The sequence below is a fragment of the Phenylobacterium sp. P4_E10 genome (assembly GCF_056401675.1).
In genome coordinates this window covers 36942-62210 of sequence record NZ_JBFUIW010000009.1, presented here as the reverse complement: position 1 = coordinate 62210, position 25269 = coordinate 36942, and the positions used below count along the sequence as shown (strand labels likewise).

27 protein-coding genes and 2 tRNA genes are annotated in these 25269 nt (G+C 67.4%); 18 read left to right on the top strand and 11 right to left on the bottom strand.

What is annotated here, in order from left to right; all coding sequences use genetic code 11:
• Nucleotides 1-2 precede the first annotated feature (2 nt).
• The 3 genes from AC1DQJ_RS12250 to AC1DQJ_RS12240 all read left to right on the top strand — a co-directional run bounded on the left by AC1DQJ_RS12250 (nt 3) and on the right by AC1DQJ_RS12240 (nt 2642).
• Complete coding sequence (locus tag AC1DQJ_RS12250) at nt 3-1226, top strand: dipeptidase (protein ID WP_477603621.1); 1224 nt, start codon at nt 3-5, stop codon at nt 1224-1226.
• Between the two features lie 187 nt (nt 1227-1413).
• Complete coding sequence (locus AC1DQJ_RS12245) at nt 1414-1746, top strand: Lpp/OprI family alanine-zipper lipoprotein (RefSeq protein WP_477603619.1); 333 nt, start codon at nt 1414-1416, stop codon at nt 1744-1746.
• Nucleotides 1747-1829: 83 nt separating this feature from the next.
• A complete protein-coding gene (locus AC1DQJ_RS12240; RefSeq protein ID WP_477603618.1) occupies nt 1830-2642 on the top strand; it encodes a L,D-transpeptidase in 813 nt (270 codons plus the stop codon).
• A 167-nt stretch (nt 2643-2809) separates the two neighbouring features.
• Here AC1DQJ_RS12240 and AC1DQJ_RS12235 read toward each other — a convergent pair.
• Nucleotides 2810-2886 (bottom strand) — tRNA-Pro (locus AC1DQJ_RS12235).
• 144 nt (nt 2887-3030) lie between these two features.
• Here AC1DQJ_RS12235 and AC1DQJ_RS12230 point away from each other — a divergent pair.
• Nucleotides 3031-3104, top strand: a tRNA-Gln gene (locus tag AC1DQJ_RS12230).
• A gap of 35 nt (nt 3105-3139) precedes the next feature.
• On the opposite strand, the gene AC1DQJ_RS12225 is transcribed toward AC1DQJ_RS12230, so the two are convergent.
• Genes AC1DQJ_RS12225 through AC1DQJ_RS12215 form a run of 3 tightly spaced genes read right to left on the bottom strand, consistent with a single transcriptional unit; the run spans nt 3140 to nt 6290 of the window.
• Nucleotides 3140-3685, bottom strand: a complete 546-nt coding sequence (locus AC1DQJ_RS12225) for an N-acetyltransferase family protein (RefSeq protein ID WP_477603616.1) — start codon at nt 3683-3685, stop codon at nt 3140-3142.
• Nucleotides 3682-5766 (bottom strand): S9 family peptidase, encoded by a 2085-nt coding sequence (locus AC1DQJ_RS12220; protein ID WP_477603615.1) that lies wholly within the window; start codon nt 5764-5766, stop codon nt 3682-3684. Before AC1DQJ_RS12220 ends, AC1DQJ_RS12225 begins: the two co-directional genes overlap by 4 nt.
• A gap of 38 nt (nt 5767-5804) precedes the next feature.
• Nucleotides 5805-6290 carry a peroxiredoxin family protein gene (locus AC1DQJ_RS12215; RefSeq protein WP_477603613.1) on the bottom strand — a complete coding sequence of 162 codons (486 nt, stop codon included), beginning with the start codon at nt 6288-6290 and terminating at the stop codon, nt 5805-5807.
• Nucleotides 6291-6503: 213 nt separating this feature from the next.
• Here AC1DQJ_RS12215 and AC1DQJ_RS12210 point away from each other — a divergent pair, with 213 nt between their 5' ends.
• Together AC1DQJ_RS12210 and AC1DQJ_RS12205 are read left to right on the top strand one after the other, a co-directional pair.
• On the top strand, nt 6504-7304 hold the full coding sequence (locus AC1DQJ_RS12210; protein WP_477603611.1) for a trypsin-like serine peptidase: 801 nt from the start codon (nt 6504-6506) through the stop codon (nt 7302-7304).
• Nucleotides 7305-7421: 117 nt separating this feature from the next.
• Nucleotides 7422-8036, top strand: coding sequence for a hypothetical protein (locus AC1DQJ_RS12205; protein WP_477603609.1), 615 nt, complete (start codon nt 7422-7424; stop codon nt 8034-8036).
• On the opposite strand, the gene AC1DQJ_RS12200 is transcribed toward AC1DQJ_RS12205, so the two are convergent.
• Both AC1DQJ_RS12200 and AC1DQJ_RS12195 read right to left on the bottom strand, forming a co-directional pair.
• A complete protein-coding gene (locus AC1DQJ_RS12200; protein ID WP_477603607.1) occupies nt 8026-8454 on the bottom strand; it encodes a VOC family protein in 429 nt (142 codons plus the stop codon). The two genes, AC1DQJ_RS12205 and AC1DQJ_RS12200, sit on opposite strands and share 11 nt — an antisense overlap.
• Before the next feature lie 10 nt (nt 8455-8464).
• Nucleotides 8465-8914 (bottom strand): MaoC family dehydratase, encoded by a 450-nt coding sequence (locus AC1DQJ_RS12195; protein ID WP_477603605.1) that lies wholly within the window; start codon nt 8912-8914, stop codon nt 8465-8467.
• Nucleotides 8915-9039: 125 nt separating this feature from the next.
• Between AC1DQJ_RS12195 and AC1DQJ_RS12190 the strand changes: the two genes are divergently transcribed.
• Nucleotides 9040-10599, top strand: coding sequence for an aminoacyl--tRNA ligase-related protein (locus tag AC1DQJ_RS12190; protein ID WP_477603603.1), 1560 nt, complete (start codon nt 9040-9042; stop codon nt 10597-10599).
• A gap of 172 nt (nt 10600-10771) precedes the next feature.
• Here AC1DQJ_RS12190 and AC1DQJ_RS12185 read toward each other — a convergent pair whose 3' ends face one another.
• The gene (locus tag AC1DQJ_RS12185) at nt 10772-12310 is read right to left on the bottom strand and encodes an acyl-CoA synthetase (RefSeq protein ID WP_477603601.1); all 1539 of its coding nucleotides are present in this window, start codon (nt 12308-12310) and stop codon (nt 10772-10774) included.
• 142 nt (nt 12311-12452) lie between these two features.
• Here AC1DQJ_RS12185 and AC1DQJ_RS12180 point away from each other — a divergent pair, with 142 nt between their 5' ends.
• The 5 genes from AC1DQJ_RS12180 to mopJ all read left to right on the top strand — a co-directional run bounded on the left by AC1DQJ_RS12180 (nt 12453) and on the right by mopJ (nt 16213).
• Nucleotides 12453-13337 carry a crotonase/enoyl-CoA hydratase family protein gene (locus tag AC1DQJ_RS12180; protein WP_477603599.1) on the top strand — a complete coding sequence of 295 codons (885 nt, stop codon included), beginning with the start codon at nt 12453-12455 and terminating at the stop codon, nt 13335-13337.
• Nucleotides 13338-13394: 57 nt separating this feature from the next.
• On the top strand, nt 13395-14606 hold the full coding sequence (locus AC1DQJ_RS12175) for a DUF2336 domain-containing protein (protein ID WP_477603597.1): 1212 nt from the start codon (nt 13395-13397) through the stop codon (nt 14604-14606).
• A gap of 222 nt (nt 14607-14828) precedes the next feature.
• Entirely contained in the window at nt 14829-15251 is a 423-nt protein-coding gene (locus tag AC1DQJ_RS12170; protein ID WP_477603595.1) for a Ros/MucR family transcriptional regulator, read from the top strand.
• A 111-nt stretch (nt 15252-15362) separates the two neighbouring features.
• Complete coding sequence (locus tag AC1DQJ_RS12165) at nt 15363-15644, top strand: hypothetical protein (RefSeq protein WP_477603593.1); 282 nt, start codon at nt 15363-15365, stop codon at nt 15642-15644.
• Between the two features lie 80 nt (nt 15645-15724).
• On the top strand, nt 15725-16213 hold the full coding sequence (gene mopJ / locus AC1DQJ_RS12160; RefSeq protein ID WP_477603592.1) for a motility/cell cycle regulatory protein MopJ: 489 nt from the start codon (nt 15725-15727) through the stop codon (nt 16211-16213).
• 12 nt (nt 16214-16225) lie between these two features.
• Here mopJ and AC1DQJ_RS12155 read toward each other — a convergent pair whose 3' ends face one another.
• Nucleotides 16226-16651, bottom strand: a complete 426-nt coding sequence (locus AC1DQJ_RS12155) for a SufE family protein (protein WP_477603590.1) — start codon at nt 16649-16651, stop codon at nt 16226-16228.
• Between the two features lie 46 nt (nt 16652-16697).
• The gene (locus AC1DQJ_RS12150; protein WP_477603588.1) at nt 16698-17471 is read right to left on the bottom strand and encodes a sensor histidine kinase; all 774 of its coding nucleotides are present in this window, start codon (nt 17469-17471) and stop codon (nt 16698-16700) included.
• A gap of 191 nt (nt 17472-17662) precedes the next feature.
• Between AC1DQJ_RS12150 and AC1DQJ_RS12145 the strand changes: the two genes are divergently transcribed.
• Complete coding sequence (locus AC1DQJ_RS12145) at nt 17663-19138, top strand: sensor histidine kinase (RefSeq protein ID WP_477603586.1); 1476 nt, start codon at nt 17663-17665, stop codon at nt 19136-19138.
• A gap of 6 nt (nt 19139-19144) precedes the next feature.
• Here AC1DQJ_RS12145 and AC1DQJ_RS12140 read toward each other — a convergent pair whose 3' ends face one another.
• Nucleotides 19145-20062, bottom strand: a complete 918-nt coding sequence (locus AC1DQJ_RS12140) for a hypothetical protein (RefSeq protein WP_477603585.1) — start codon at nt 20060-20062, stop codon at nt 19145-19147.
• A gap of 93 nt (nt 20063-20155) precedes the next feature.
• On the opposite strand from AC1DQJ_RS12140, the gene AC1DQJ_RS12135 reads away from it, so the two are divergent.
• Complete coding sequence (locus AC1DQJ_RS12135; protein ID WP_477603583.1) at nt 20156-20488, top strand: DUF1491 family protein; 333 nt, start codon at nt 20156-20158, stop codon at nt 20486-20488.
• 92 nt (nt 20489-20580) lie between these two features.
• On the top strand, nt 20581-20961 hold the full coding sequence (locus AC1DQJ_RS12130) for a hypothetical protein (protein ID WP_477603581.1): 381 nt from the start codon (nt 20581-20583) through the stop codon (nt 20959-20961).
• A 1-nt stretch (nt 20962) separates the two neighbouring features.
• Here the strand turns inward: AC1DQJ_RS12130 and AC1DQJ_RS12125 are convergent, their stop codons facing one another.
• Nucleotides 20963-21379: an Lrp/AsnC family transcriptional regulator gene (locus tag AC1DQJ_RS12125; RefSeq protein ID WP_477603579.1), complete on the bottom strand. Its 417-nt coding sequence runs from the start codon at nt 21377-21379 to the stop codon at nt 20963-20965.
• A gap of 100 nt (nt 21380-21479) precedes the next feature.
• Between AC1DQJ_RS12125 and AC1DQJ_RS12120 the strand changes: the two genes are divergently transcribed.
• The 3 genes from AC1DQJ_RS12120 to AC1DQJ_RS12110 all read left to right on the top strand — a co-directional run bounded on the left by AC1DQJ_RS12120 (nt 21480) and on the right by AC1DQJ_RS12110 (nt 25258).
• A complete protein-coding gene (locus AC1DQJ_RS12120) occupies nt 21480-22037 on the top strand; it encodes a cysteine hydrolase family protein (protein ID WP_477603577.1) in 558 nt (185 codons plus the stop codon).
• A gap of 56 nt (nt 22038-22093) precedes the next feature.
• Nucleotides 22094-23692, top strand: coding sequence for a peptide chain release factor 3 (locus AC1DQJ_RS12115; protein ID WP_477603575.1), 1599 nt, complete (start codon nt 22094-22096; stop codon nt 23690-23692).
• A 186-nt stretch (nt 23693-23878) separates the two neighbouring features.
• The gene (locus tag AC1DQJ_RS12110) at nt 23879-25258 is read left to right on the top strand and encodes a hypothetical protein (RefSeq protein ID WP_477603573.1); all 1380 of its coding nucleotides are present in this window, start codon (nt 23879-23881) and stop codon (nt 25256-25258) included.
• Nucleotides 25259-25269 lie beyond the last annotated feature (11 nt).

The following is a 25269-nucleotide window of genomic DNA, read 5'->3' as shown; positions in this document are numbered from 1 at the left end:
CCATGACCTTGAGCGCACGCTTGGCGCAGCGAACCTTGCTGGCCGCAAGCTCGGTATTGAGCCTGACCTTCGCCGGGCCCGCCCTGGCGCTGGACGCCGGGGCGGTCCACCAGCGGGCCCTCGCCCTCGACAGCCACGTCGACGTGCTGCTGCCGAACGCCAATCCCCGATCCTTCGCGGCGGACGGCCAGTCCTACACCGAGATTTCCAAGTTGAAGGCCGGCGGCGTCGACGCCCTGGTCTACGCGGTGGCGGTCTCCACCGGTCCCCGCACCCCGGAAGGCTATGCCGCGGCCCAGGCCGAGGCCGACGCCAAGCTGGCCGCCATCCTCAAGATCGCCGCCGACCATCCAAATGAGGTCGCCATCGCCTATTCGGCGCAGGACGTGCGCAAGATCGTCGGCGCCGGGAAGATCGCCATCCTGATCGGTTTCCAGAACGCCTACGCCCTCAAGCCCGATGTCGCCGAGTTCGACCGCCTGCAGAAGGACGGCGTGCGCGTAGCCGGCCTGACCCATGCGGGCAATAACGCCTTCGCCGATTCTTCGCGGCCGCAGCAGGGCGCGGGCGAAGAGCATGGCGGTCTGTCGCCGTTGGGCAAGGCCTCGGTGGCCCGCCTCAACGATCTTGGCGTTCTGATCGACGTCTCGCAGCTGACCCCAAAAGGGCTCTACCAGACGCTGGAGCTTTCCCGTGCGCCGGTCGTGGCGACCCACTCGGCCGCCCGCGCCCTGGCCGACGCGACCCGCAACCTGTCCGATGGCGAGCTGGACGCCATCAAGGCCAAGGGCGGGGTTGTGCAGGTCGTGCCGTTCAACAGCTATCTGTTGCCTGCGCCGACCGACTACGCCGAACGCCTAAAGGCCTTGCGCACACAGTACGGTCTCGATCCGGCGCGGTCAGGCTACCAAGGCGGCGACGACCTGCCCAAGGATCGCCGGGACGCGTTCTTCGCCGCCTATCGGGCCTTGTCGCCTCAGGCGACAGTCAAGGACTACGTCGACCACATCGACTATATCGCCAAGCGGATCGGCGCAGATCACGTCGGCGTCGGCACCGATTTTAACCACGGCTCCGGGATCCCGGGCTTCAAGGATGAAAGCGAAGCGCCCAACGTCACCCGCGAACTGTTGGCGCGCGGCTACACCGAGGCGCAGATCGACCAGATTTGGGGCGGCAATTTCCTGCGGGTGCTCGCGTCGGCGGAGGCGGCGGCCAAGCGATAGCGGGGATCACTTGCGACCACTCGCGCCAACAATGATCAACCACGTCGCTGCAATTTCGGAACTCGTTGGCGCGCAATCAGTTCTTGATTGTTGAGCTCCGGCGGTCTCGCTTGTTGTCCATCAGCAGACAAATAAGGGCGATTTCGGGGTTTCACCCAGTATGGGCCCAAGCAGGCTTGGGCGAGCATTGAAGCTCAACATCAAAAGGACGTGCGAAATGGTCCGACTGAACAATCCTGCGACGCGCGTGCCGCTCGTCGCGGCCCTTCTCCTGGGTGGACTCGCCCTCAGCGGTTGCGCCACGGAGAAATACGTGGACGAGCAAATCGCCATCGTGAACACCCGCATCGGCCAAGTCGATGCAAAGGCGAGCGATGCGATTCAACGCGCCGACGCCGCTGCAGCCGCAGCTCAAGCCGCCGCGGCTGACGCCCGTACCGCGAATGAGCGCCTCGATCAGCTCACCTCGCGGGTCGATCGCTTCGAACAAGCGCCCCCTCCGAAAGCGCCTCGGAACTGATCCACGATATGCGGATGTCTTAGGGAACTTTGCCATCGGACGTCCGCTATCAGTGAAACGGGCTTTGTTTGGAGTGGGGAGCTATGCGCATTCCCTTGAGGATGGCGCTTACAGCTTGGGCGCTTCTCCTCTGCGTGCTGCCGGTCGGAGCGTTTGCGCCTTCGGCCGCAGCCGCGCAGGAGATGCACCCGACAGACACCGGCGCAACGTCGGCGTCTGAAGCGGTAGTGCAACTTGCAGATTGGGTTATCGCTTCTCGCGATAACAAAGGTTTGGCGTTCGTGATCATCGACAAGGTCAGCGCCGAACTGTTCTTGTTCAATTCGAACGGCGAGCTGATGGGCGCCGCGCCGGCTTTGCTGGGGCTTGCGCGAGGCGATGACTCCGTGCCGGGCATCGGCGATCGGCCCCTAGCCACGATCACGCCGGAGGAGCGGACGACGCCCGCCGGGCGCTTCGTGGCGAGCTTCGGTTCGACCGCGACGGACAGCAATGTGCTGTGGGTCGAGTATGACACCTCGGTCTCGCTACACCCGGTCGTCACCACCAACGTCCAGGAGCAGCGGCTGCAGCGTCTGGAATCCCCGACCGTGGACGACAACCGCATCACCTACGGCTGCATCAACGTCCCGACCGAGTTCTACCAGCACGTCGTCCTGCCGGCGTTCACCGGCTCCAAGGGCGTCATCTACGTGCTGCCCGAGACCCGGCCGATCGAGACAGCCATCCAGAATTTCCGGCCGCAGGAGCGTCATCTCGCCGCGCTTGTCGTCCGGGACGCCAGCCTCGCGGCCGCCGACGCCTCTGACACCGCCGCTGCGGCTCCCGTAGATTCGACGACGGCTTTGAGAAACAGCTTCGCCGACATCGGCTGGGGCGTGCCGAACGGTCACTAGCGCCGATCGGATCGGGCAAGATCAAGACTCTCGCGCATGGAACGCGCCTTCCCTGAAGGGCAGGCGCGTTTCCTCGTTCGCGCCACTGCGCGGCGGCGGCCCCCAAAGGGGTGAACTCCACATAGCTATCTGGGGGACCTCGCCGTCGGGATCGGCGAAGAAAAAAATGGTCGGAGTGGCAGGATTCGAACCTGCGACCCCCGCGTCCCGAACGCGGTGCTCTACCAGACTGAGCCACACTCCGACTTGGGAGGGCGCCTTATAGAGGCAACCGACCGACCCCGCAAGCCGGCCTGAAACACCTTTTTTGGGGCGTTGCATCCTGCGAAGTGTTGAGCTATCTCCACGCCCTCGCCGCGGGGGACTTCGCCCTCCGAGCCGTTCCTGCTGGGGAATGGTGTAATGGTAACACTGCGGTTTTTGGTACCGTCATTCTAGGTTCGAGTCCTAGTTCCCCAGCCACTTCCTCCCGACACTGATGAAAGCGGCAGGTTCTCCTACGAACCGCCCAGGATCATGCCGGGGGCGTCGGGCGCGCTCGCGTCGCCGCCGTTGAGCGCCTTGCGCATCCAGACAATGTCGACCCAGCGGCCATGCTTCCAGCCGACCGCCTTTCCGACCCCGGCATGTTCGAATCCGAGCGAGGCGTGCAGGCCGATTGAGCCGGCGTTCTCGGAATCACCGATCACCGCCACGACCTGGCGAACGCCGAACGCCTCACAGGCCTCCAGGACGCCCGCCAGCACCGCCTTGCCGACGCCGCGACCGATGGCCTCAGGCGCGACATAGACGCTGTCCTCGACCGTGTAGCGATAGGCGGCGCGCGGCCGGAACGGACCGGCATAGGCAAAGCCCAGCACCTTACCGGCGTCCTCAGCCACCAGATGCGGCAGGCCGCGCTCTACGATCAGCTGGCGGCGTGCGGCCATGTCCTGCACGGTGGGCGGGACCTCCTCGAAGGTGCCGAAGCCGTGCAGCACGTGATGGCCGTAGATGTCGGCCAGGGCCGGCGCATCCTCGGTGGTCGAAGGCCTGACGATCACTGTTCCCAACTCCGATCCTGCGCCCAGATGGCGAAGGCGTAGTCCAGCGCGATCTCCTTGAGGAAATCGAAACGCCCGGAGGCGCCGCCGTGCCCGGCCTCCATGTTGATCTTCAGTAGGATCGGGGCCTCGCCGGTCGTGTGGGTGCGCAGCTTGGCGACCCACTTCTGCGGCTCCCAATAGGTCACCCGCGGATCTGAAAGCCCGCCGGTCGCCAGGATCGGCGGATAGGGCTTGGCGGCCACCTGATCATAGGGGCTGTAGCCGGCGATGCGATCGTAGGCGGCGACGTCCTCCAGCGGGTTGCCCCATTCAGGCCATTCCGGCGGGGTCAGGGGCAGGGAGGTGTCGCTCATGGTGTTCAGCACGTCGACGAACGGCACCGCGGCGATGATGCCGCTCCACAGGTCGGGCCGCATGTTGACCACGGCGCCCATCAGCATGCCGCCGGCCGAGCCGCCATAGGCGACCATCCGCCCGGCCTTGCCATAGCCCGTCGCCGACAGGTGCTCGGCGCAGGCGATGAAGTCGGTGAAGGTGTTGGTCTTCTTCTCCTTGCGGCCGTCCAGGAACCAGCCCCAGCCCTTGTCGGAGCCGCCGCGGATATGTGCCACAGCCCAGATCCAGCCACGGTCGACCAGGCTGAGATTGCGGATCGAGAAGGTCGGCTCCATGGCGTGCCCGTAGGAGCCGTAGCCGTAGAGCAGGAGGGGCGCCGAGCCGTCGAGCGGGGTGTCCTTCAGCATCAGCACCGTGATCGGCACTTCCGCCCCGTCCTGAGCCGTCGCCGACAGGCGGCGGGCGACGTAGCGCGCCGGGTCGTGGCCGGAGGGGATCTCCTGCGTCTTGCGCAGCGTCCGCTCGCGGCTGGCCATGTCGTAGTCAATCCACTGCCGGGGCGTGGTCGGCGACTGGTAGACGAAGCGGGTGAGGCTGGTCTCGTACTCGAGGCCGCCCTCCAGCGAGAGGGCGTAGGCCTCCTCGCCGAAGGCGATCTCGTGGCTGTCCCCGCCACGCGCCATGATGACGATGCGGTCGTTGGCGTTGACCCGTTCCAGACGCGCCAGGTGTCCGGCGAAGGCGGCGAAGCCGGTGATGTAGCGGCCGGGCTCGTGCGGCACGAATTCGGTCCAGGTCGCCTTGGCCGGAATCTCGGCCGACGAGGTCATGAGCTTGAAGTCGACCGCGTCGTCGTCGTTGGTGCGGATCACCCAGCGGTCCGACCAATGGTCGAGCTCGTACTTCACGCCTTCGCGCCGAGGCTCGGCGACGACCGGCTCGGCGGTGGGATGTCCCGCCGGGATCAGCCAGATCTCGGTGGTCTCCTGGTTGCCGACATGGATGATGATGTGGCTGCGGTCGGAAGCGACGCCGACGCCAAGGAACATGCCCTCGTCGGCCTCCTCATAGACCAGCACGTCCTCGCCGCCGCGCGCCGGGCGGCGGAAGACCTTCGAGGGCCGGGCGTTCTCGTCGCGCCAGATCCAGAACAGCCACTGGCTGTCGGGCGAGAAGGTGAAGGCCCCGTAGGCGCTCTCGATGATCTGCTCGAGCGTTTCGCCGCTCTCCAGGTCCTTCACGCGGATCGTGTAGTACTCCGAGCCCTGCTCGTCGGCGGCCCAGGCGTAGAGTTTGTGGTCAGGGCTGTGACTGGCGGCGCCGACCTGGAAGAAGGCCTTGTCCTTGGACAACGCTTCCTCGTCCAGCAGCACCTGCTCGCCGCTCTCCTGGCCGCGCGGACGGCGGCCATGGACCGGATGCTCGGCGCCGATCTCGTAGCGCACATAGTAGTCGAAGGGGCCGTCCGGGACGGGGACGGTGGAGTCGTCCTCCTTGATGCGGCCCTTCATCTCGGCGAACAGCTGGGCCTGCAACTCCTCGGTGCCGGCCAGCAGCGCCTTGGTATAGGCGTTCTCCTCCTCCAACTGCTCGCGGATGTTAGCGCGCAGGACCTTGGGGTCGCGCAGGACGTCGCGCCAGTTGTCGTCCTTCATCCAGGCGTAGTCGTCGATGCGGGTGCGGCCGAGTTGCTCGATGCTCTTCGGGTCGCGGCGGGCGGCGGGGGGCTTGGGAGCGCTCATGCAAGCTACATGCGACGGCGCGGCCGGCGTCTCAAGGCCTAGAGCAGCACCGCATCGACCGCCGTGCAGGCGAACTCGTCGATCGCGTTCTCGACGGACAGCTTCTCGATCACCGCATCGCGCAGGATCATCGTGTAGCGGGCGCTGCGTTCGCCCAGGTGATAATCGTCGGCCCGCACGCTGAGGCCCAGCTTGCGAGTCAGGTCCATGTTGCCGTCCGACAGGAAGCGGACCTTGCGCTTGGGATCGACGTCCTGCGCCCAGCGCTCCATCACCCAGGGGTCGTTGGGCGTGACGCAGGCGAGAAGCTGGAAGCCGGCGGCGCGCAGCCGGTCGGCGGCGGCGATGAAGTCGGGCAGATGTTTCTGGGCGCAGGTCGGGCTGAAGGCGCCGGGCATGCCCATCACGATGGCGCGCTTGCCCTCGAACAGGCGCTCGGTCCGCACCACCGTCAGTTCGCCGTCCTGCAGTTCGGCCAGGGCCGCGGCCGGAATTCGCTGCCCCACGGCGACGCGCTTGAACATGGTAGGATCTCACTGACTGAGCGCACTTCAGCGCACTCTGCGCCGGCGCCCCTACCTGTTCCTTAATCGCGCAGGGCCACGCCGCGCGGCAATCGGGCGCGGCGCATGCTCCTTTCCGCTAACCGTGTTCTTAACTAAATTTCGTATCGTCGGAACGGGCGCCAGTTCTCAGTCATTTAGGGGCGTTTGCCTTTGGATCTTTCAGTTGAGTTGATGCACGCGACTGTCCAGTTGGAGCAGCCGCTGGGCGATGGGACGCGTACGGTCGGCACCGGCTTTCTTATCGCCGAGACCGGACCGGACGGCACGCCGCACACCGTGCTGGTCACGGCCAACCACGTGCTGGCCAAGATGCCCGGCAACGAGGCGCGCATTGGCTATCGCATCGCCAACGCCGACGGCAGCTGGAGCTATTCGCCCCAGACGCTGAAGATCCGTGACGCCAACGGCGCCAAGCTGTGGACCCAGCACCCTTCGCGCGACGTGGCCGCCATCGTGATCAAGGCGCCCGAGGCCTTCGCCAAGGCTGCGATCCCGCTGAGCTGGCTGGCCCAGGACGACACCTTCCAGTCCAACCAGATCGGCGCCGGCGACGAGATGATGGCGCTGGGCTTCCCGCGCGGTCTGGCGGCGAATCAGGCGGGCTTCCCGATCCTGCGCGCCGGGCGCGTGGCGTCGTTCCCGGTCGCCCCGGCCCAGGTCTTCCCGACCTTCCTGCTCGATTTCACCGTGTTCCCGGGCAATTCCGGCGGCCCGGTGTTCATGTCCCAGGCAGCCCGCCGCCGGGTCGGCGCCAGCGAAGGCCAGGACGTCCAGTTCATCGCCGGCCTGCTGACCCAGCAGGTCGAGCTGAACAACGAGCGCCTGGAAATCGGCATCGTCACCCACGCCAAGTTCATCCGCGAGACCATCGCCTTGGTCGAAGATCCGCGCGCGCCCACGACCATGGCACGCAACGAACCGGTCGAGGGCGCCAAGGCGGCCTCAGCCGAGGAAGCGGTCTCGCCCTACTAGTTTTTCGATGAGCCCAGCCCTAGGCGCGACCGGGTAGTTTGACCTGAACGGCGTGCGGCGGCGCAATCGGCGTCCCCAGCTTGGCCTTGGCCGAGCGCGTTCCGGACGCCGAATTTCATGCGCTTTCTCCTGACCACCGCCCTGGCCGCCGCCTGCGTCGCCGCCTGCTCGTCCTCCACCGCCGCACCGGCCGCCCAGCCGCGGACCTTCGAAGCCGTGCCGATGTATCCAGGCATGACCAAGACCGGGGAGGAGCCTACCGTCGAGGGCGGGGAGATATTGTTGAACTGGAACGACCCCATCCCCTTCGTCTCTGGGGTCAAGCGCACCTATACGGTCGCCGCTTCGCCTGAAGACCTGCACAACTTCTACCTCGGCAAGCTGGGCGGGAAGATCGAGTACAGCTCAGAGGACGGCCACGAGAACGTCAAGCCGAACGGCTCGACCCCGGTGATCCTGTATCTGCACGAGTATGAATTCCAAAATAGGTCGACGATCGACGACCGCCCGCTCCTGGGCGCCACCAAGAAGGCCACGCTGACTCAGGCGCGCAAGCCCCTGCCGGGCGGCGTGTGGGTTCAAGAAAGCCAGTTCCAGTGGACCATCCGCGACGCCAAGGGCGACCTGCGGAGCTTTAACGTCTCGTTCCACGACGAGGGCCTGGCCAAGAACTGGGCGAGCTATACGCCGCGCACGGTGGTCGAGATCACCGTAAACCAATTCAAGCAGTAGGAGCCTCGCCCGGCGGGCGAGGCGAGTACACGAACTCAAGCTTCAGCCCGTCGGGGTCGGCGAAAAACACTGCGTAGTAGGGATCGGCGTAGCGCGGGTAGTCGGCCGGCGGGTCGAGGATGGTGGCGCCGATCTCGAGCAGCAGCGCATGCAGGGCGTCGACGTCGGCCCGGCTCTGCGCCGTCCAGGCCACGTGGTGCAGCCCGGGGGAATAGCGGTCGTGCGCCTGGGCGCGGGCGTGGGCTTTCACCACGCCGATCGAGCAGAAGCCTTCGGATGTGGAGAGATCGAAGTCGTAGCCCCGCGCATGTTCGTCGGCGAGGCGGTAGCCCAGGAAGCCCAGGACCGCCGCGTAGAAGTCACGCGAGGCCCCGGGGTCCCGAACGGTCAAATCCAGATGATGGATCGAGCCGCGCACAAGGCGCTGCTTAGGCGCCGTAGACGACCGAAATGGTCTCGGCGATGCAGGCGGGCTTGGCTTCGCCTTCGATCTCGATCGTGCACTCGTTCTTGATCTGCATGCCGCCGGCCTTCGGCTCGGCGCCGATCAGCTTCTGGCGCATGCGCACGCGCTTGCCGACGCGGACCATGTTGATGAAGCGGACCTTATCGGAGCCGTAGTTGATGCCGCGGACGACGCCACTGATCGGCAGCATGCCGGCGCCCAGGAACGGGATCAGCGACAGGGTCAGGTAGCCGTGGGCGATCGGGCCGCCGATTTCCTTGGTGGCGCGCTCGACGTCGACGTGGATCCACTGATGGTCGCCGGTGGCCTCGGCGAACTGGTTGACGCGCTCTTGGGTGATTTCCACCCAGTCCGACACGCCGACTTCTTGACCCACAAGGCCGGGCAGGTCCTTGAACTCCACCGGGTTCATCGTTTGCTCCCAATTCGATTGAAACAGATGTTCGACCTCTAGAGCGGTTTCGGGTGGAGTGGAAGCGTCCGCCCTGACGCGAGCAACGCCTTTACGCAGCCGCCAGGGGCATTAAAGAGCGCCTCATGCAACGAGCTCTCAGCGTCAGCCGGATGACCGGCAACAAGTCGACCTTCCCCGACTGGTACCAGGCGATCGTCCGCGAGGCGGACATGGCCGAGGTCAGCCCTGTGCGCGGTTCGATGATCATCAAGCCGTGGGGCTATGGCGTCTGGGAACGGATCCAGCAGACCATGGACCGCCGCATCAAGGAGATGGGCGTCGAGAACGCCTATTTCCCGCTGTTCATTCCGCTGGGCTTCTTCGCCAAGGAGGCCGAGCACGTCGAGGGCTTCGCCAAGGAAATGGCGGTGGTCACTCACCACAGGCTGAAGAGCATCGACGGCAAGCTGCAGCCCGATCCCGACGCCAAGCTGGAAGAGCCGCTGATCGTCCGTCCGACCTCGGAGACCATCATCGGCGACGCCTTCTCGCGCTGGGTGAAGAGCTATCGGGACCTGCCGCTGAAGATCAACCAATGGGCCAACGTGGTCCGCTGGGAGATGCGCACGCGCCTGTTCCTGCGCACCTCGGAGTTCCTCTGGCAGGAAGGCCACACGGCCCACGCCAGCCGCGAGGACGCCCTGAACTCGACCCTCGAAGCGCTGGAGATGTACCGGGAGTTCTCCGAGAACGTCCTGGCCATGCCGGTGATCGCCGGCGAGAAGCCCGAGAACGAGCGGTTCCCCGGCGCCGACAACACCTTCTCCATCGAAGCCATGATGCAGGACGGCAAGGCGCTGCAGGCCGGCACCTCGCACTATCTGGGCACCAGCTTCTCGCGCGCCCAGAACATCCGCTATCAGAGCGACAGCGGCGAGGTGGAGTTCTGCCACACCTCCAGTTGGGGCACGTCGACGCGGATGATCGGCGGGGTCATCATGACCCACGGTGACGACGACGGCCTGCGACTGCCGCCGGCCATCGCCCCGCGCCAGATCGTCGTGGTGCCGATGCTGCGCGGCAAGCCCGAGGACGCCGAGGTCCTGGCCTTCGCCGAGGGCCTGGTGAAGGCGCTGCACGGCCAGTTGGCCCTCGGCGAGCCGATCCGCGCCCTGCTGGACACCAAGGACCAGAAGTCCAGCGACAAGCGCTGGAACTGGGTGCGCCGCGGTGCGCCGATCATCGTCGAGCTGGGTCCGCGCGACGCGGCCGGCGGCCAGGTCAGCTTCATGCGCCGCGACCAGTTGCGCGACGGTGACAAGGTGAAGTCCCAAGCCCTGCCGCGCGATGAGTTCGTGGCCCAGGCGCCGGCCCTGCTGCAGGAAATCCAGCAGGCGCTCTACGACGAGGCCAAGGCCCGCCTGGACGCCAGCATCCGCAGTGACCTGACCACCTTCGACCAAGTGGCCGAGTACTTCGGCCAGCTGTCGGACGAGGACGAGGAGACCTCGGCCTTCAAGGGCTGGGTGCGCGCCTCCTGGAGCCGCCCGACCGGCGATGAGCTGGAGAAGGTCGTCGAGCGCCTGAAGACCCTGAAGCTCACCCTGCGCAACGCGCCGAGCAATCAGCCGTCCAGCTTCGGCGCCTGCGTCTTCACCGGCGCGCCCGGCGTCGAGGAAATCCTGATCGGCCGCTCCTACTAGGCGGCAAGCCAGCGGAAACGATCCTCCCCCTCTTCTGGGGGAGGTGGATCGCCGAAGGCGGGACGGACGGGGCCGCCGACTGGCGGTTCCGTCCATCCGCGCAGCCTCCCCTTGCGGGGAGCCCCCTCAGTCGGCTTTGCCGACAGCTCCCCCGGTGGGGGAGCATCTTGCCCTAGACGATCTTCGAGCCTTCCTTGCCCCAGTAGGCGTCGCGGATCAGGCGCTTGTAGAGCTTGCCGGTCGGATGGCGCGGCAGTTCCTGCATGAAATCGATCACCCGCGGCGACTTCACGTGGCTGAGGTTGGCGCGGCAGAAGGCGGCCAGTTCGGCCTTCAGCTCCTCGCCCGCCGCGGCCCAGTCCATCGGCTGGATCACCGCCACCACCTGCTCGCCCATTTCCTCGTGCGGGGCGCCGACCACGGCGGCGTCGGCGACCTTGGGGTGGGTGATCAGCAGGTTCTCGAGCTCCTGGGGGTAGATGTTCACCCCGCCCGAGATGATCATGAAGCTCTTGCGGTCGGTCAGGTAGAGGAAGCCCTCTTCATCCACCCAGCCCACGTCGCCGAGCGTCGTCCAGCCGTGCTTGTTGGTGTTCTCGGCGATCTTGTCGGGGGCGTTGTGATAGGTCAGCGGCGCGCCGCCGCCGAAATAGACTACGCCTTCGGTGCGGGCCGGGACCTCCTCGCCGTCGTCGCCGACGATGTGCAGTTCGGCGGTGGTCGCCTTGCCGACCGAGCCCTTGTGGGTCAGCCAGTCGTGCGGGCCGATGTAGCAAAAGCCGTTGCCCTCGCTGCCGGCGTAGTACTCGTGGATGACCGGACCCCACCAGGCCATCATCTGCTCCTTGACCGGGATCGGGCAGGGGGCGGCGGCGTGGACGGCCGAGCGCATCGAGGAGACGTCGTACTTGGCGCGGACCTCCGGCGGCAGCTTCAGCATCCGCACGAAGTGGGTGGGCACGAACTGGCCGACGTCGATCTTGTGCTTTTCGATCAGCGCCAGGGCGTCTTCCGGATCGAATTTCTCCATCACCACCACGGTGCCGCCGAGGCGCTGGACGCTCATGCACCAGCGCAGGGGCGCCGCGTGATAGAGCGGGGCGGGCGAGAGGTAGACGCTGTCGGGCTGAAAGCCGAACAGCATCTGGGCCATCATCGCCAAGGGGTTGGGCGCATCGATCGGCGCGCCGGTCAGCGGCGGCTTGATCCCCTTCGGCCGGCCGGTGGTGCCGGAGGAATAGAGCATGTCGGCGCCGCCGCTCTCGTCGCCGATCGGCGTGGCCGGCTGCGGGTCGCGGGCGGCCTCGAAGCTCTCGTAGGGCGCGCGGGCCTGGCCGACCATGAACAGCTTCACGCCGGGGATCAGGGCCGGAAGCTCGTCGATCACCGGACCGACCCCGGCCGAGGTGATTAGCACCTTCGCCTCGCAGTCCTTGACGATGTACTCGATCTCGCCGGCGGTCAGCTTCGACGAGATGCAGGCGTAGTAGAGGCCGGCGCGCTGGGCGGCCCAGGCGATCTCGAAGAACCGCGGGTGGTTCTCCATCAGGATGGCGATGACGTCGCCGGTCTTCAGGCCCATCGACCGGAAGAGCTGGGCGCCCTGGTTCGAGCGCTCGTCGAGCTGCTTGTAGGTCACCGTCTCGCCAGACCCGGCCATGACGTAGGCGGCGCGGTCGGGATGGGTCTGGGCGTGATTGGCCGGATGCATGAACTGTTCCTCGCGGCGGCCTGACGCTTGTTCCGCGCCTTGGCCGTCCTCCCAAAGTTATCGTTGTTAAGGGGAGTATGCGGCGCTTGACGGACCGTCCGTCAAGCGGGGCGAATGAACGAAACGAAAGGGAGGAATCCGCATGTCGACCCGCAGTTTCGAGACCCTCGGCTATGAGCTTGAGGACGGGGTGGCGATCATCACTCTGAACCGTCCCGAGAAGCTGAACGCCTTCAACACCCAGATGATGAAGGACCTCATCGACGTGTTCGACGTCACCGACGCCGACGACGCGGTGCGGGCGGTGATCGTCACCGGGGCGGGGCGGGCCTTCTGCGCCGGGGCCGACCTGTCGGCCGGCGGCGAGACCTTCGATTATGACAAGCGTGGCGGCGAAGCCCTGGCGGCGCGCCAGAAGGACGGCGTGCAGCGGGACGGCGGCGGGCTGGTCTCGCTGCGGATCTACGAAAGCCTCAAGCCGGTGATCGCCGCGGTGAACGGCCCGGCGGTCGGCGTGGGCGTCACCATGCAGCTGCCGATGGACATCCGCCTGGCCTCCACCGACGCCCGGTTCGGACTTGTGTTCGCCCGCCGCGGCCTCAACCCCGAGGCGGCCTCGTCCTGGTTCCTGCCACGGCTGGTCGGCGTCCAGACGGCGCTGGAGTGGTGCTACACAGGGCGGGTGTTCCCAGCCCAGGAGGCGTTGGAACGTGGTCTAGTGCGCTCGCTGCACGCCCCTGAAGACCTGCTGCCGGCCGCCAAGGCCCTGGCGCGTGAGATCGCCGAGAACACCGCGCCGGTCTCGATCGCCATCACTCGCCAGCTGATCTGGCGGATGGCCGGGGCGCAGCATCCGATGGAGGCGCACCGCGCCGACAGCCGCGGCATCCAGATCCGCGGCAAGATGGACGACGCCCGCGAGGGGGTGATGTCGTTCCTGGAGAAGCGCCCGCCGCAATTCCCGAACAAGGTTTCCAGCGATCTGCCGGACATCTGGGAGCATTGGCAGGCGCCCGGCTTCAAATGAACGACCGGTTAAGCGGCATGTGATTCGATAGGCGTCAGGTTTTCGCCTGGGCCGCCCATGAACCTGCCGCTTTCCAATGCCGAGCTCGACGCCCCGCCGACCTCGCGGGCGCGCGCCATGCTGCTCAAGCGGCTGGCCGACGTGGTCTGTCTGCCGATCTCGCGGGTCAACGCCTTCGAGCGGGCGATGACCGCCGACCTGCTAGTCGACATGCTGCGCGAAGCCGAGCCGTCCGAACGCAAGAAGGTGGCGCGCCGGATCGCCGGCTTGACCGAAATCCCGGCCAGCCTGGTCCGCATGCTGCTGCGCGACGAGGTCGATGTCGCCGAAGAGCTGCTGCTGAACTCCAACAGCCTGTCCGACGCCGACCTGCTGGACTGCGCGCGGATGATGAACCTGGAGCACCGCCGGCTGATCGCCCTGCGCCGAAGCGTTAGCGAAGTGGTCTGCGACGTGCTGATCGAGTTCGGCGAGGTTCTGGTTCTGGAGTGCCTGCTGAAGAACGAGGAGGCGCGGTTCTCCAACGGCGGCATCGAGGCGGTGGTGGCGCTGACCCGCGGCGATCCGCGGCTGACCACCATCCTGCTGCGCCGGCCCGAACTGCGGCCGGCCCACGCCTATGTGCTGTTCTGGTGGGCCGACCCGGACGCGCGCAAGATCATCCTCCAGCGCTTCGCAGTCTCGCGCGAAGTTCTGCAGGAGGCGACCAGCGACATCTTCCCGATGGCCGCGCAGGAGCGCTGGCAGGACCCGCTGTCGCGCAAGGCCCTGCAGTTCATCGAGCGCCGCCAGCGGAACCGCGCCGCGATCGACAAGAGCCCGTTCGACAATCTGGAGGCGGCGGTCTCGGCCGCCCAGAACGGCCTTTCCCGGGAAACGGCCGAGGAGATTTCCTACCTGTCGGGCCTGAAGCCGATGACGGGGGCGAAGATCTTCACCGATCCCGGCGGCGAGCCGTTGGCCATCCTCTGCAAGGCGACCGGCCTGCCCAAGCAGGCGATCCGCGCGCTCTGGCGCGGGCTCAAACGCGACGAGCTCGAGCACGACGGCGCGCCTTCGCAGGCGCTGGAGCGGGCGATGATCGCCTACGACATGATCGCCGTGGACCGCGCGCAGACGGTGCTCAGGTATTGGAACTGGTCTTTGACCTCGGCTTTGACGCCAGCTCTGCTGAGGGCGATCCGCGATGGTGACGCCGACGCAGTCGACGAATACTCGACGCCACAAAGGACGGCGATGCTCGCTTTCTCCAAGGAATTTGGGCATTGAGCACTTAAGGTTGCGACGTTTCGTCGCGCTGAAATAGTGACGCTGTCTGCAACCGGATGGTGCAGTGCGGCAGCTAGACTTGTCGCTGAACCTGATCGATGAAGAACAAACTATTGTTCTGTGCTTGTGCTAGAGTTGGGTTCCAGATAAGAACGCGATCACTGATGTCGTGAATCAGTCATCCCCCAACTTGGTGCACCCGCACTCACGGAACCGAGAAATATGGACGAGAAGTCGGAAGTCATTGAGATGACGGCGGATATTGTTTCCGCGTATGTCGGGAACAATTCGGTCGCCGCGGCCGACCTTCCCAACCTGATCCAGAGCGTCCATCGGGCCCTGGCGGGTATTTCCACCGGCTCCGACGTTCAGGAAGCTGCGCCGAAAGAACCGGCGGTTCCTGTCCGCCGCTCGATCACGCCGGACCATCTGGTCTGCCTGGAAGACGGCCGCAAGTTCAAGTCGCTGAAGCGCCACCTGCGGACCAAATACAATATGAGCCCGGAAGAATACCGCGCGAAGTGGGGTCTTCCGAAGGATTACCCGATGGTCGCGCCGAACTACGCCAAGGCCCGCTCGGACCTGGCCAAGCAAATGGGTCTCGGCCAAGGCGGCCGTCAGGCCCCGCGCAAGCGCTCCAAGTAAGGCGCAGGCACAACCCGATCTTCGAAGCGCCCGCCCTCACCGGCGGGCGCTTTTGTTTTTGGGCGTCGGGATGAGCTGAGCGGCGTCTTCGCCCCGACCCTGCCCGTCCGAATGCTCGACCACCATCTGGTCGGCCTCGCAATCCTTAACGATGTGGCTGACATGGGCGACCGTCTCGCGGCCGCGCGCCAGGCGGTGATCATGCGCGCGCCGGGGCCGAATATCGGTGTCGTCTGGATTTTTACAGGGACCGGCGTCGCGTCGGCTGAGGGCCCTGCGCCGCGCGCCAAGTGCCGCCGCCGCCTGAGTTTTTCGGGCTGCGCGCGCCTGCGGCCAAAGCGCCCGGCGTCGCCCATTCGCCACGTTTCGGCCCGAATTCTTTCCGGCGGTTAGGAATTCCCCTTGCCCGAGAATCACCCTCTGGGCGATAAGTGATTCGTCGTGATTCCAAGGGGTTGTTAAGGAATCTGAATATGGCCGCACAGATGGGGAGTTCGGCGGCGGCCGCTCGCGCGCATGAAGAGCTATACGCATATTGGGCCGGTCTTCGGCGCAGTGGGCGCCTGCCCGGGCGTGACGATATCCGCCCGGATGACTTCAAGCGATTGCTGCCCACGGTCAGCCTGATCGATGTGCGGAACGAGCCGCTGGACTTCCGTCTGCGCCTGGCCGGAACCGGCCTTTATGGCGTCTACGGCCGCGAGATCACCGGCCGCACCCTGGGCGAGGTCTACAACACCGGCGCGGCCGACTATTGGCGGCGTGAACTGACCAAGATCGTCGAGGATCGGCGGCCGGCGGTCGGCGTGCACAGCCTGGCCTGGCGCGGGGCGTCGCACATCTCGATCCTGTGGCTGCGGCTGCCGCTAGCCACCAACGGCCGGGACGTCGACATGATCCTCGGCTACGACGCCATCGTCGGCGTGCAGGGCGACACGGTCAGCGGAATCCGCGCGGCCTAGAGCCCGGCGGCTTCAGACCGCGGCCAGCGCCTCGGCATCGCGGCGGATGCGGGCGGCCATCGAGGCCAATCCATTGGAGCGCTGGGCCGAGAGGTGGCCGCTAAGACCCAGGCGGTCGAAGGCAGCGCGCACGTCGAAGGCCAGGATGTCGTCCGGCCGCCGGCCCGAGAACAGCCGGAACAGCACCGCGATCAGGCCGCGTACGATATGGGCGTCGGAATCGCCGCGGAACGCCACGGAGCCGTCGGCCTGGGGCTCGGTGACCAGCCACACCTGGCTGGCGCAGCCGCGGACCTTGTTGGCATCGTTGCGCTCGGCGTCGGTGAGCGGCGCAAGCTCGCGGCCCAGGTCGATCACGTAGCGGTAGCGCTCTTCCCAGTCGCCCAGGAGATCGAACTCCTCGGCCAGGTTCTCAAGGTCTTGATCGATCGTGCTCATCTATAGAGGCGACTTAGGCGCCGCAGGCCCATAGCGCAACGGGCATTCACGCCGCAGGCAGGCGTACCGACGCAGTCAGTCCCTGCCCAGGCGCGGAACTGAGCTTGAGGCGCCCGCCCATGCCGAGGCAAAGCAGGTCGACGATGGGCAGGCCAAGACCCGCGCCTTCACTGCGCCGGGTCAAGGCGTTTTCGCCCTGCTCGAAGGGACGCAGCAGGCGGGGAATGTCGTCGGGTTCGACGCCGGGACCATTGTCGATGACCGCGAAGTCCACTTGGCTCCCGACCAGGCGGGCGCGGATACGCACCACCGAACCGTCGGGCGTGAAGGCGGCGGCGTTGTGGATCAGGTTGGTGAGCACGTTGCGCAGCCCGCGGGCGTCGGCGACGACGGCAGGCAAGTATCCCTGGTTCTCGACCAACACGCTCACGCCGTGGGCCTGGATCTCGTCGCGCAGCCCGTCGATGGCGTCGTCGATGGCGTGGTCGAGGGACTCCGGCCGCAGGTCGAAGTCCATGGTCCCGCTCTCGAGCCGGGCGATCTCGAGCACCTGGTTGACCAGTTTCAGCAGCCGCGCGCCGCTGGTGCGGATGATTCCCGCATATTCCTTGTACTGCGGCGCTCCGAGCGGGCCGTAGAGTTCGGACTGCAGGATTTCCGAGAAGCCGAGGATCGAATTCAGCGGCGTACGCAGCTCATGGCTGACCATGCGCAGGAAGGATCGGCGCGCTTCGTCGGTCGCGGCGTCCCACGCGGGGCGGGCGGGCTCCGTGTCGGGTTCGGGGTCCGGGATGATCGGAAGTGGCGCCAACTGGGCCATGGGGAAGCAAATAGCCTTGCGCGCAGTAATCACCGTGACCCTAAGGGGCGGCCGCTTACGAATTGGTTTCGATCCACAGAGGTCGCCGCGGCGCCTAAATCTCCGGTCGCGCGCCACGAGAGCGCCCTCGCAGGGACTCACTTGGCCGATTAGTCTCCCCGGTCGCAGACCAAAGAGAGCGCCTAAGTCCCGTGATCGAGAACCCGCCAGCCAGGACCCTATCGACGGCGAGGCCCAATGGCCTGGCCTCGATGCTTGCGGTCGTCGGCCTGGGCGTGGCGTCGGCGACGGCGGCTGTCGCCACGGGCGGCGTGACCGGCCCGCTGGCGGTCTGGTGCCTGACCCCGCTGGTGGCTGGCGTCGCTATCGGCCGCGGCGAGCGGCTGGCCCTGGGCGGCGCGGTCTCGCTGGCCGCGGTCGGGATCGCGGCGCTCGGCGGCCTGACCTTCCCGATCCCGCCGCTCAATCCGGCGGCTTCGGCGGTGCTCGGCGTCTTCGCCCTGGCCAGCACGATCCTCGGTCTGGCCGCCGGCCTGGTGGTCATGCAGCGCAGCGCCGGCGTTGAGGACCAGCGTCAGCGCCAGGCCTTGTTGCGGCTTCGCCACGCCCTCGACGAACAGCCGCACCTGCTGACCGCCATCGACCGCAACGGCCGCGTCAGCGGCGCGTGGGGACCTGAGCCGCTCGGCGCGGTCGGATTGGCCGGACCGGGCCGCTCGATGTACGACCTGGTCGCCGAGGACGATCGCGTGGCGGTGCGCCAGGCCTTCAGCCAGGCTCTGGGCCATGGTTCGGCCGAGGTGCGTTTCGCCGCCGCCTATGAGCCGGATGCGTGGCTGGGGCTCTGCCTGCGCCGCACGTCCTCGGGACGATTGATGGGAACTCTGCGCGAGGCGACCGCCTCCCAGCTGCGCGAGACCGAACTGAACCAGGCGCGGGCCGAGGCCGAGGCGCAGAACGCCGGCAAGTCGCGCTTCCTGGCCAATATGAGCCATGAGTTGCGCACGCCGCTGAACGCGATCATGGGCTTCTCGGACATCATGCGGCAACGGCTGTTCGGGCCGCTGTCGGACCGCTACGCCGAGTATGCGGAGCTGGTGCATGAGTCCGGCGGTCACCTGCTGGATCTGATCAACGACGTGCTCGACATGTCGAAGATCGAGGCGGAGCGCTACGAACTGGCCCGCGAGGCGTTCGACGCCCGCGATGCGGTGTGGGGCGTCATGCGGCTGATGCGCGGCCAAGCCGACCGCGCCGGCGTGCACCTGCGCGGCCTGCTGCCCAAGGATCCGATCGACGTGATCGCCGACCGCCGGGCGCTGAAGCAGATCGCCCTGAATCTGGTCTCCAACGCCCTGAAGTTCACGCCGCGCGGGGGCTCGGTGACGGTGACCATGCACGCCGATGAAACCATGCTGGAGCTGGTCGTCGCCGACAGCGGCGTCGGGATCGGCGCCGAGGACCTGCTGCGGCTCGGCAGGCCTTACGAGCAGGCCGGAGGGCCGGCTCAGAAGGCGTCCGGGACCGGGCTTGGCCTGTCGCTGGTGCGCTCCTTCGCGCAGCTGCATGGCGGCGACATGGTGATCGAAAGCGCGCTTGGCGAAGGGACCACGGTGACCGTCCGGCTGCCGGTGATCGAACAGACGCTGGCGGCCAACGCGCCCTAGGCCGCTCTAGCGGCTGGCGACCTGCAGGAAGGCGCGGCCGGCGGCGAAATCCCCGACCTCGACATAGGCGCGGCGCACGGCCTCGCCCTCGGGCCCAGCGAACAGGAATTCCACGGCTACGGCCTCGCGCGGGTCTAGATCGGCCAGGGCGTGGGCGGCGTCGACCGGGAAGCGGAACGCCCAGCCGGACTTCAGGCCCTTGGGCAACAGGTCCAGGCCGGCCGGGCTGCGGGCCTCGGCCGAATAGACCACGCGCGCCGCGGGCGGTGGCAGACGGCGCGACAGGGGCAGGGTGGCCAGGGATTGGCCGCGGGAGTCGAGATAGGGGCCGAGCGTGGCGCCGGCGTCGCGCAGCACCAACCGCGCGGCGTAGGGCGTCTTGCCGTCCGGGAAGTTCGCCACGGCCATCAGGGCGTTGGCGCCCTCGCGCCCGGCCAGGCCGAAGACCATGCGGTTCCAGCCGAAGCTGGCGCTCTGTTGCAGCCGCCAACGCACGGCGCTGCCGCTGGCGCGGTCGGCGCGCCACTCGGCCAGTTCGCCCGGATAGCTCATCCGGGTCAGCTGGGCGTAACCGTCATATGCTTCGCGCACGCGGGCGGCGGCCAGGTCGAGGTCGCTGGAGTCGCACGGGGTGGCGGCGGCCCTGGCGAGGGCGCGGCGCTCGACCTTGGCCAAGGTGATCTTGTCGGCGCCGGCGCGGACGGCGGCGCCGTGCGCCTGCATCCGGCCAGACGCCAGGGCAGCCCCCACCGGCGGCTCGAACAGCCCGCAGCGGGCGTCGGCGGCGGTCATCACCGTGCGCTCGTAGAAGAGGTCGGCGGCGCCAGCCGTCGATACCCCGGGCGCGGCGAGAAGCGTCCCCGCAGCGGCCAGCCCCATCCATCCACACACGACGCGCCGCGCGGTTCTGCGCGTACTCGTCATGCTCTTTATTTTTCTCGTATAGGTTCGAGATCTTTCGGCCACCCTAGACAATTGGCCTTTCCGTTCCGTTATCGAGGCCCAAGAAGACCGCCCATGCTGCTTTCCACTGACATCTGGGTCGCGGCCCTGATCCGCCGCGTCGAGCTGGGGGGCGGCTTTGCGGTGGTCGGGCGCAAGGGCGACGCGCGGGCCGGGAGCGTGCTGGTCAAGGTGCTGAACCGCGGCGAGGGGACCAGCCGGCTCTACGCCGAGGCGACCCGCGGGGACGGCGAGCGGGTGTGGATGCGGCCGGCGCTGTCGGACCAGGAGGCCGACCTCGACCGCTATATCGAGCGGGCGATCCGCATCGATCCGGACATCTGGGTGGTGGAGATCGAGGACCGCGAGGGCCGCCACTTCCTGACCGAGCCGGTCGAGCAGGGTTAGGCTTACCGCCGGATTCACCGCCTTTCTCAACGGGGGCGAAAGCACGGTTGTGGCAGAGGTTGGCGTTCCACCAACGCGAGCGCTTGCTTGGTATGCTGTTCCTGTTGAATGACGTTGTGCTGAACCTGAGCGGGGCGAAACTGGCGCCCAAGATGGCCAGCCGCAGATTCCAGGCTCTTCCGTTCAACATCGTCAGCAAGCTCGGCCAGGAACTGTACGCCGAGGACCCGTTGCTGCACTTCGACCGACCCGAGCGGGCCAAGCGGCTGGCGACCCTAATCATCGCCAAGGCGCCGGCGATCAACGCCGCCCTGTTCGTCGCACCCAGCTATGGCTGCTCGCCCGAGGAAGTGGCGCTGCGCTACGCCAATGTCGACTTCGAGGTGATGGCCAGGCTTTCCACCCGCCAGGCCGAGGGCCAGCTCGACACCGTCTGGACCGACAGGCAGGTCTGGCGGCGGCTGGCGGCGTAGATCAGCCGATGTGGCGCTCCAGCACCACATAGGTCGAAACCTCCGCGACGCCGTCGATCGCCGCCACCGCCTGGCGCGCCTGTTCGATGGCGGCCACGTCCTCGCCTTCAAGGGTCAGCACCAGGTCGAAAGCGCCCGCCACCGAGTGCGCGGCGGCCACCGCCGGCAGGGCGCGGAGGGCCGGGAGCACCTGCGCGCACCGACGCCCCGCGCCGAGCTTGACCGTCAGATAGGCCAACTGCCGCGAGCCGTCGCCTTCCACCACGGTGAAGCCGGCGATCGCTCCGGACGACTGCAGCTTGGCCAGGCGCTCCTGGGTGGCGCTGCGCGACAGGTCGAGGTCGCGGGCCAGCGCGACGATCGAACGCCGCGCGTCTCGCCGCAGCAAGGTGATCAGCAGCCGGTCCTTGTCGTCCATCGGAGTCCTCGCCCGCCCGGCGTTTCGCCGGTCATTCCGACGTCATGCCGGAGGAAACCGGCGCCGTGGAGGGGATAAGTGACGGTCGAAGGAGATTTCCATGACCCCAGACCTGTCCCGCGCCGTCCTACTGCTGATCGACGTTCAACGCGCCTTCGATCAACCGCCATGGCCTAAGCGTTGGAACGGCGACTTCGACGCCAACGGCCTGGCGGTGCTGAGCGCATGGCGCGCCCGCGAGCGGCCGGTCATCCATGTCCGCCATGACTCGGCGACGCCAGGTTCGTCCCTTGCTCATGGACAGCCCGGCAACGCCTTCCGTGCGGGTTTCGAGCCCCTGGCCGGCGAGCCGGTGATCTCCAAGAGCGTCAATTCCGCCTTCATCGGCACCGACCTCGACCTGCGTCTTCGCCGGCTGGGCGTCGACACCGTCGTCGCCTTCGGCATCTCCACCGACATGTGCGTCTCCACCACGGTGCGGATGGGCGCCAATCTGGGGTGGAAGATGGTGCTGGTCGCCGACGCCTGCGATTGCTTCGAACTGCCGGACGGCGCAGGCGGTCAGATCCCGGCCAGCGCCATCCAGGCGGCGCATGTCGCGACCCTCGGCTTCGAGTTCTGCGAGGTGATCAGCACGGCGCAGATGGTCGCGGCGTAGGCGGGCGAGCGACGCGCGGGCTTTCGCCGGGACCTCGCCTGCGCTACCTGCGGCCCATGAGCAATTCTCCCGCCGCCGAGGCCGCGCGCCGGCGCACCTTCGCCATCATCTCCCATCCGGACGCCGGCAAGACCACGCTGACCGAGAACCTGCTGCTGGCCGGCGGGGCGATCCGGGCGGCCGGCGCCGTGCGCGCCCGCGGCGAGAACCGCCGCACGCGGTCCGACTGGATGAAGATCGAGCGCGAGCGCGGCATCTCGGTCTCGGCCTCGGTGATGACGTTCGACCACGAAGGTCTGATGTTCAACCTGCTCGACACCCCGGGCCACGAGGACTTCTCGGAAGACACCTACCGCACCCTGACGGCGGCCGACGCCGCGGTCATGGTGCTCGACGCCGCCAAGGGCATCGAGCCGCAGACCCTCAAGCTGTTCGAGGTCTGCCGCCTGCGCGACATCCCCATCGTGACCTTCATCAACAAGATGGACCGCGAGGCGCAGGACCCTATTGAACTGCTGGACGAGATCGCCTCGAAGCTGGCGCTGGATCCGGCGCCGCTGTTCTGGCCGGCCGGCTCGGGCGGGCGCTTCAAGGGCATGCTGGACCTGCGCAACGAGCAGTTCTTCCCGTTCGCCAAGAAGGGCTCCGACGTCGACGAGGGCCACCCGGCCTCCGTCGCCTTCAAGGGCAATGCGGTGGTCAGCTACCTCGACCCCGAGGAGCAGGCCGAGCTGGAAGAGAACGCCATGCTTGTCCAGGAGGCTTCCAAGCCGTTCGATCCGAAGTCCTTCCTGGAAGGCCACATGACCCCGGTGTTCTTCGGCTCGGCCCTGCGCCATTTCGGCGTCGACCAACTGCTGGCCGGCCTCGGCGCCTACGCCCCGCCGCCCAAGGCGGTGGCCGCGGTGCGCGGTGGTGATCCCACCCACGTCGCGCCAGGCGACAAGGAAGTCACCGGCTTCGTCTTCAAGGTCCAGGCGAACATGGACCCCAACCACCGCGACCGGATCGCCTTCCTGCGGCTGACCTCGGGCCGCTTCAACCGCGGCATGAAGCTGAAGGTGCAGAACACCGGCCGGCAGCTGTCGGTCAATGCGCCGATCATGTTCTTCGCCTCCGACCGCGAGCTGGCCGAAGAGGCTTTCGCCGGCGACGTCATCGGCATCCCCAACCATGGCGTTCTGCGGGTGGGCGACAGCCTGTCCGAAACCGGGGCCCTGCGGTTCGCCGGCCTGCCCAACTTCGCCCCGGAAATCCTGCAGCGCGTGCGGGTGAAGGATCCGCTGAAGGCCAAGCACCTGAAGAAGGCGCTGGAAGGCCTGGCCGAGGAGGGCGTGACCCAGCTGTTCCGGCCGGTGATCGGCGCCGATTTCATCGTCGGCGCTGTCGGCCAACTGCAGTTTGAGGTCATGGCCGACCGCCTGGCCAATGAATACCAGCTCGAAGTGATCTTCGAGGCCGCACCCTATGCAGAAGCGCGCTGGCTGTCGGGCGAGAAGGCCGAGGTCGAAGACTTCGCCAACAAACACAAAGGCGCGATGGCTGCGGACATCGACAACCAACCGGTCTTCCTGGCGAAATCCTCGTGGGAGATTGGATATGTCAGCGAGCGTTTCCCGAAAATCGGATTCGAGCGCTCCAAGGAACGTGCTTAACAGCCGTTAAGCAAGTTTGGCGCCAATCTGGGACGCGACCGGCACACAATATATTTAGTTACTGTTAACCATAAGTGGCGCATTAACCACTTGTTTACGATCTCGGCTCCGGCTTTGCTCTGTCCGGTCTGAACCTTCCGTGGGCGTCCCGTGTTGAGACGTCGCGAGGTGATCGGAGCCATTGGCATGTTCGAGTTCGGTCGAGAGCTGAAGCGGTTGTTCGGGTCGGACGCCCTCAACGCGCCGCGCGACGGACTGACCGGCGGCGACGCCTCGCTGCTGGAGCTGCTCGATCTCCGGATGATCACCGAGGAGGGCCGCGCCGCCGACATCGCCGCCGGCCGCGTCGGCGCCAAGGACAAGGCTCAACGCCGACTGGAAAGCGCCATCGTCTGGCGTGAGGTCGCCCGTCGCTCCGGCGACGCCGCCATCCTGCGCAAGGCTGCCGCCACCGCCGAGGCCGCCGCCGAAGCGTTCGGACGTGATCGCCGGCCCGACGGCTGGGCGCGAGCCCGCTGCGAGCAGGCCTTCTGCGCCATGCTGGGCGCCGAGCTGTTCGGTGACGAGGGCCTCAACGCCGCCGCCGACGTCGCTTTCCGTGAAGCTCGCATCGCCGCACGCGGCGGGCTGTCGCTGCCCCTGGCCGACATCGGCATCGCCGCCATCGAGGCGCGCGAGCAGATGGCCCTGGGCGACGCGCGCGCCGCCCGCGCCGCGGCTCAGCAATTCGCCGCCCCGATCGCCGGCCTGCGCAGCCTGACCCGCCGCTGCCGGGCAGCCCGCCTGCTGGCGGTGGAAGCCCGGCTGGTGCTGGCCGACATCCTCATCGGCTGGGGCGCGCGCCTGCGCGACGCCGAGATCCTGACCATGGCCCGCGACGAGGCGGCCCGCGCCGCCGAGGGCCTCGACGCCGCCTATGAGCCGCTGAGCTGGGCCCGTGCTGCGGCTTTGCGCGGCCAGGCCATGGCGCTGCTGGGCGAGGTCGAGGGCGAGGTCGAAACCCTGGCTCAGGCGGTGACCGCCATGGCCGAGGTGGTTGGCGAGCTGTCGCGCGAGCATAGCCCGCTGGATTGGGCGCGGGTGCAGACCGCGCTCGCCCAGGGCCTGCAGGCGCTTGGCGAAGCCGGCGCTTCGGAGCGTGCCTACGAACAGGCCGTCACCTGCTATGACCGCGCCGCCCACGTGCTCAAGAAAGCGCCGGGCCTGTCGCTGCGGGCGTTCGGCGCCTCCAACCGGGCGCTCTGCCTGGCGCGTTCGGCCGAACTGTCCGGCGACCTGACGGTGCTGGATGCGGCCGAGTCCGCCTTCAAGATCGAGCTGTCGGCGATCTCCGCCAAGCGCGAGCCGGCCGCCTGGGCGCTGCTGCAGGTGAACCTGGCCCGCCTTTACGAAGCACGCATGGACATCACCGGCCAGGACCGAGGCGAACGCGCCGCCGCCGCCATGTCGCTCAACGCCGCGCTCGACGTGTTCGGCGAGATGGGCCTGCGCTCGCTCACCCTGGTCGCGACCGACGCCCTGGAGCGCCTGGCCGCTTGCACCGTCCCGGCGCGCCCCGCCTACTAGGACGTGACAGC

Excerpts from the sequence above, each read along its gene's own strand:
- AC1DQJ_RS12250 (WP_477603621.1), top strand. The coding sequence starts at position 3 with ATGACCTTGAGCGCACGCTTGGCGCAGCGAACCTTGCTGGCCGCAAGC.
- AC1DQJ_RS12240 (WP_477603618.1), top strand. The coding sequence starts at position 1,830 with ATGCGCATTCCCTTGAGGATGGCGCTTACAGCTTGGGCGCTTCTCCTC.
- AC1DQJ_RS12220 (WP_477603615.1), bottom strand. The coding sequence starts at position 5,766 with ATGAGCGCTCCCAAGCCCCCCGCCGCCCGCCGCGACCCGAAGAGCATC.
- AC1DQJ_RS12215 (WP_477603613.1), bottom strand. The coding sequence starts at position 6,290 with ATGTTCAAGCGCGTCGCCGTGGGGCAGCGAATTCCGGCCGCGGCCCTG.
- AC1DQJ_RS12210 (WP_477603611.1), top strand. The coding sequence starts at position 6,504 with ATGCACGCGACTGTCCAGTTGGAGCAGCCGCTGGGCGATGGGACGCGT.
- AC1DQJ_RS12205 (WP_477603609.1), top strand. The coding sequence starts at position 7,422 with ATGCGCTTTCTCCTGACCACCGCCCTGGCCGCCGCCTGCGTCGCCGCC.
- AC1DQJ_RS12195 (WP_477603605.1), bottom strand. The coding sequence starts at position 8,914 with ATGAACCCGGTGGAGTTCAAGGACCTGCCCGGCCTTGTGGGTCAAGAA.
- AC1DQJ_RS12190 (WP_477603603.1), top strand. The coding sequence starts at position 9,040 with ATGCAACGAGCTCTCAGCGTCAGCCGGATGACCGGCAACAAGTCGACC.
- AC1DQJ_RS12185 (WP_477603601.1), bottom strand. The coding sequence starts at position 12,310 with ATGCATCCGGCCAATCACGCCCAGACCCATCCCGACCGCGCCGCCTAC.
- AC1DQJ_RS12180 (WP_477603599.1), top strand. The coding sequence starts at position 12,453 with ATGTCGACCCGCAGTTTCGAGACCCTCGGCTATGAGCTTGAGGACGGG.
- AC1DQJ_RS12175 (WP_477603597.1), top strand. The coding sequence starts at position 13,395 with ATGAACCTGCCGCTTTCCAATGCCGAGCTCGACGCCCCGCCGACCTCG.
- AC1DQJ_RS12170 (WP_477603595.1), top strand. The coding sequence starts at position 14,829 with ATGGACGAGAAGTCGGAAGTCATTGAGATGACGGCGGATATTGTTTCC.
- AC1DQJ_RS12165 (WP_477603593.1), top strand. The coding sequence starts at position 15,363 with ATGCTCGACCACCATCTGGTCGGCCTCGCAATCCTTAACGATGTGGCT.
- mopJ (WP_477603592.1), top strand. The coding sequence starts at position 15,725 with ATGGCCGCACAGATGGGGAGTTCGGCGGCGGCCGCTCGCGCGCATGAA.
- AC1DQJ_RS12155 (WP_477603590.1), bottom strand. The coding sequence starts at position 16,651 with ATGAGCACGATCGATCAAGACCTTGAGAACCTGGCCGAGGAGTTCGAT.
- AC1DQJ_RS12150 (WP_477603588.1), bottom strand. The coding sequence starts at position 17,471 with ATGGCCCAGTTGGCGCCACTTCCGATCATCCCGGACCCCGAACCCGAC.
- AC1DQJ_RS12140 (WP_477603585.1), bottom strand. The coding sequence starts at position 20,062 with ATGACGAGTACGCGCAGAACCGCGCGGCGCGTCGTGTGTGGATGGATG.
- AC1DQJ_RS12135 (WP_477603583.1), top strand. The coding sequence starts at position 20,156 with ATGCTGCTTTCCACTGACATCTGGGTCGCGGCCCTGATCCGCCGCGTC.
- AC1DQJ_RS12130 (WP_477603581.1), top strand. The coding sequence starts at position 20,581 with ATGCTGTTCCTGTTGAATGACGTTGTGCTGAACCTGAGCGGGGCGAAA.
- AC1DQJ_RS12125 (WP_477603579.1), bottom strand. The coding sequence starts at position 21,379 with ATGGACGACAAGGACCGGCTGCTGATCACCTTGCTGCGGCGAGACGCG.
- AC1DQJ_RS12120 (WP_477603577.1), top strand. The coding sequence starts at position 21,480 with ATGACCCCAGACCTGTCCCGCGCCGTCCTACTGCTGATCGACGTTCAA.
- AC1DQJ_RS12115 (WP_477603575.1), top strand. The coding sequence starts at position 22,094 with ATGAGCAATTCTCCCGCCGCCGAGGCCGCGCGCCGGCGCACCTTCGCC.
- AC1DQJ_RS12110 (WP_477603573.1), top strand. The coding sequence starts at position 23,879 with ATGTTCGAGTTCGGTCGAGAGCTGAAGCGGTTGTTCGGGTCGGACGCC.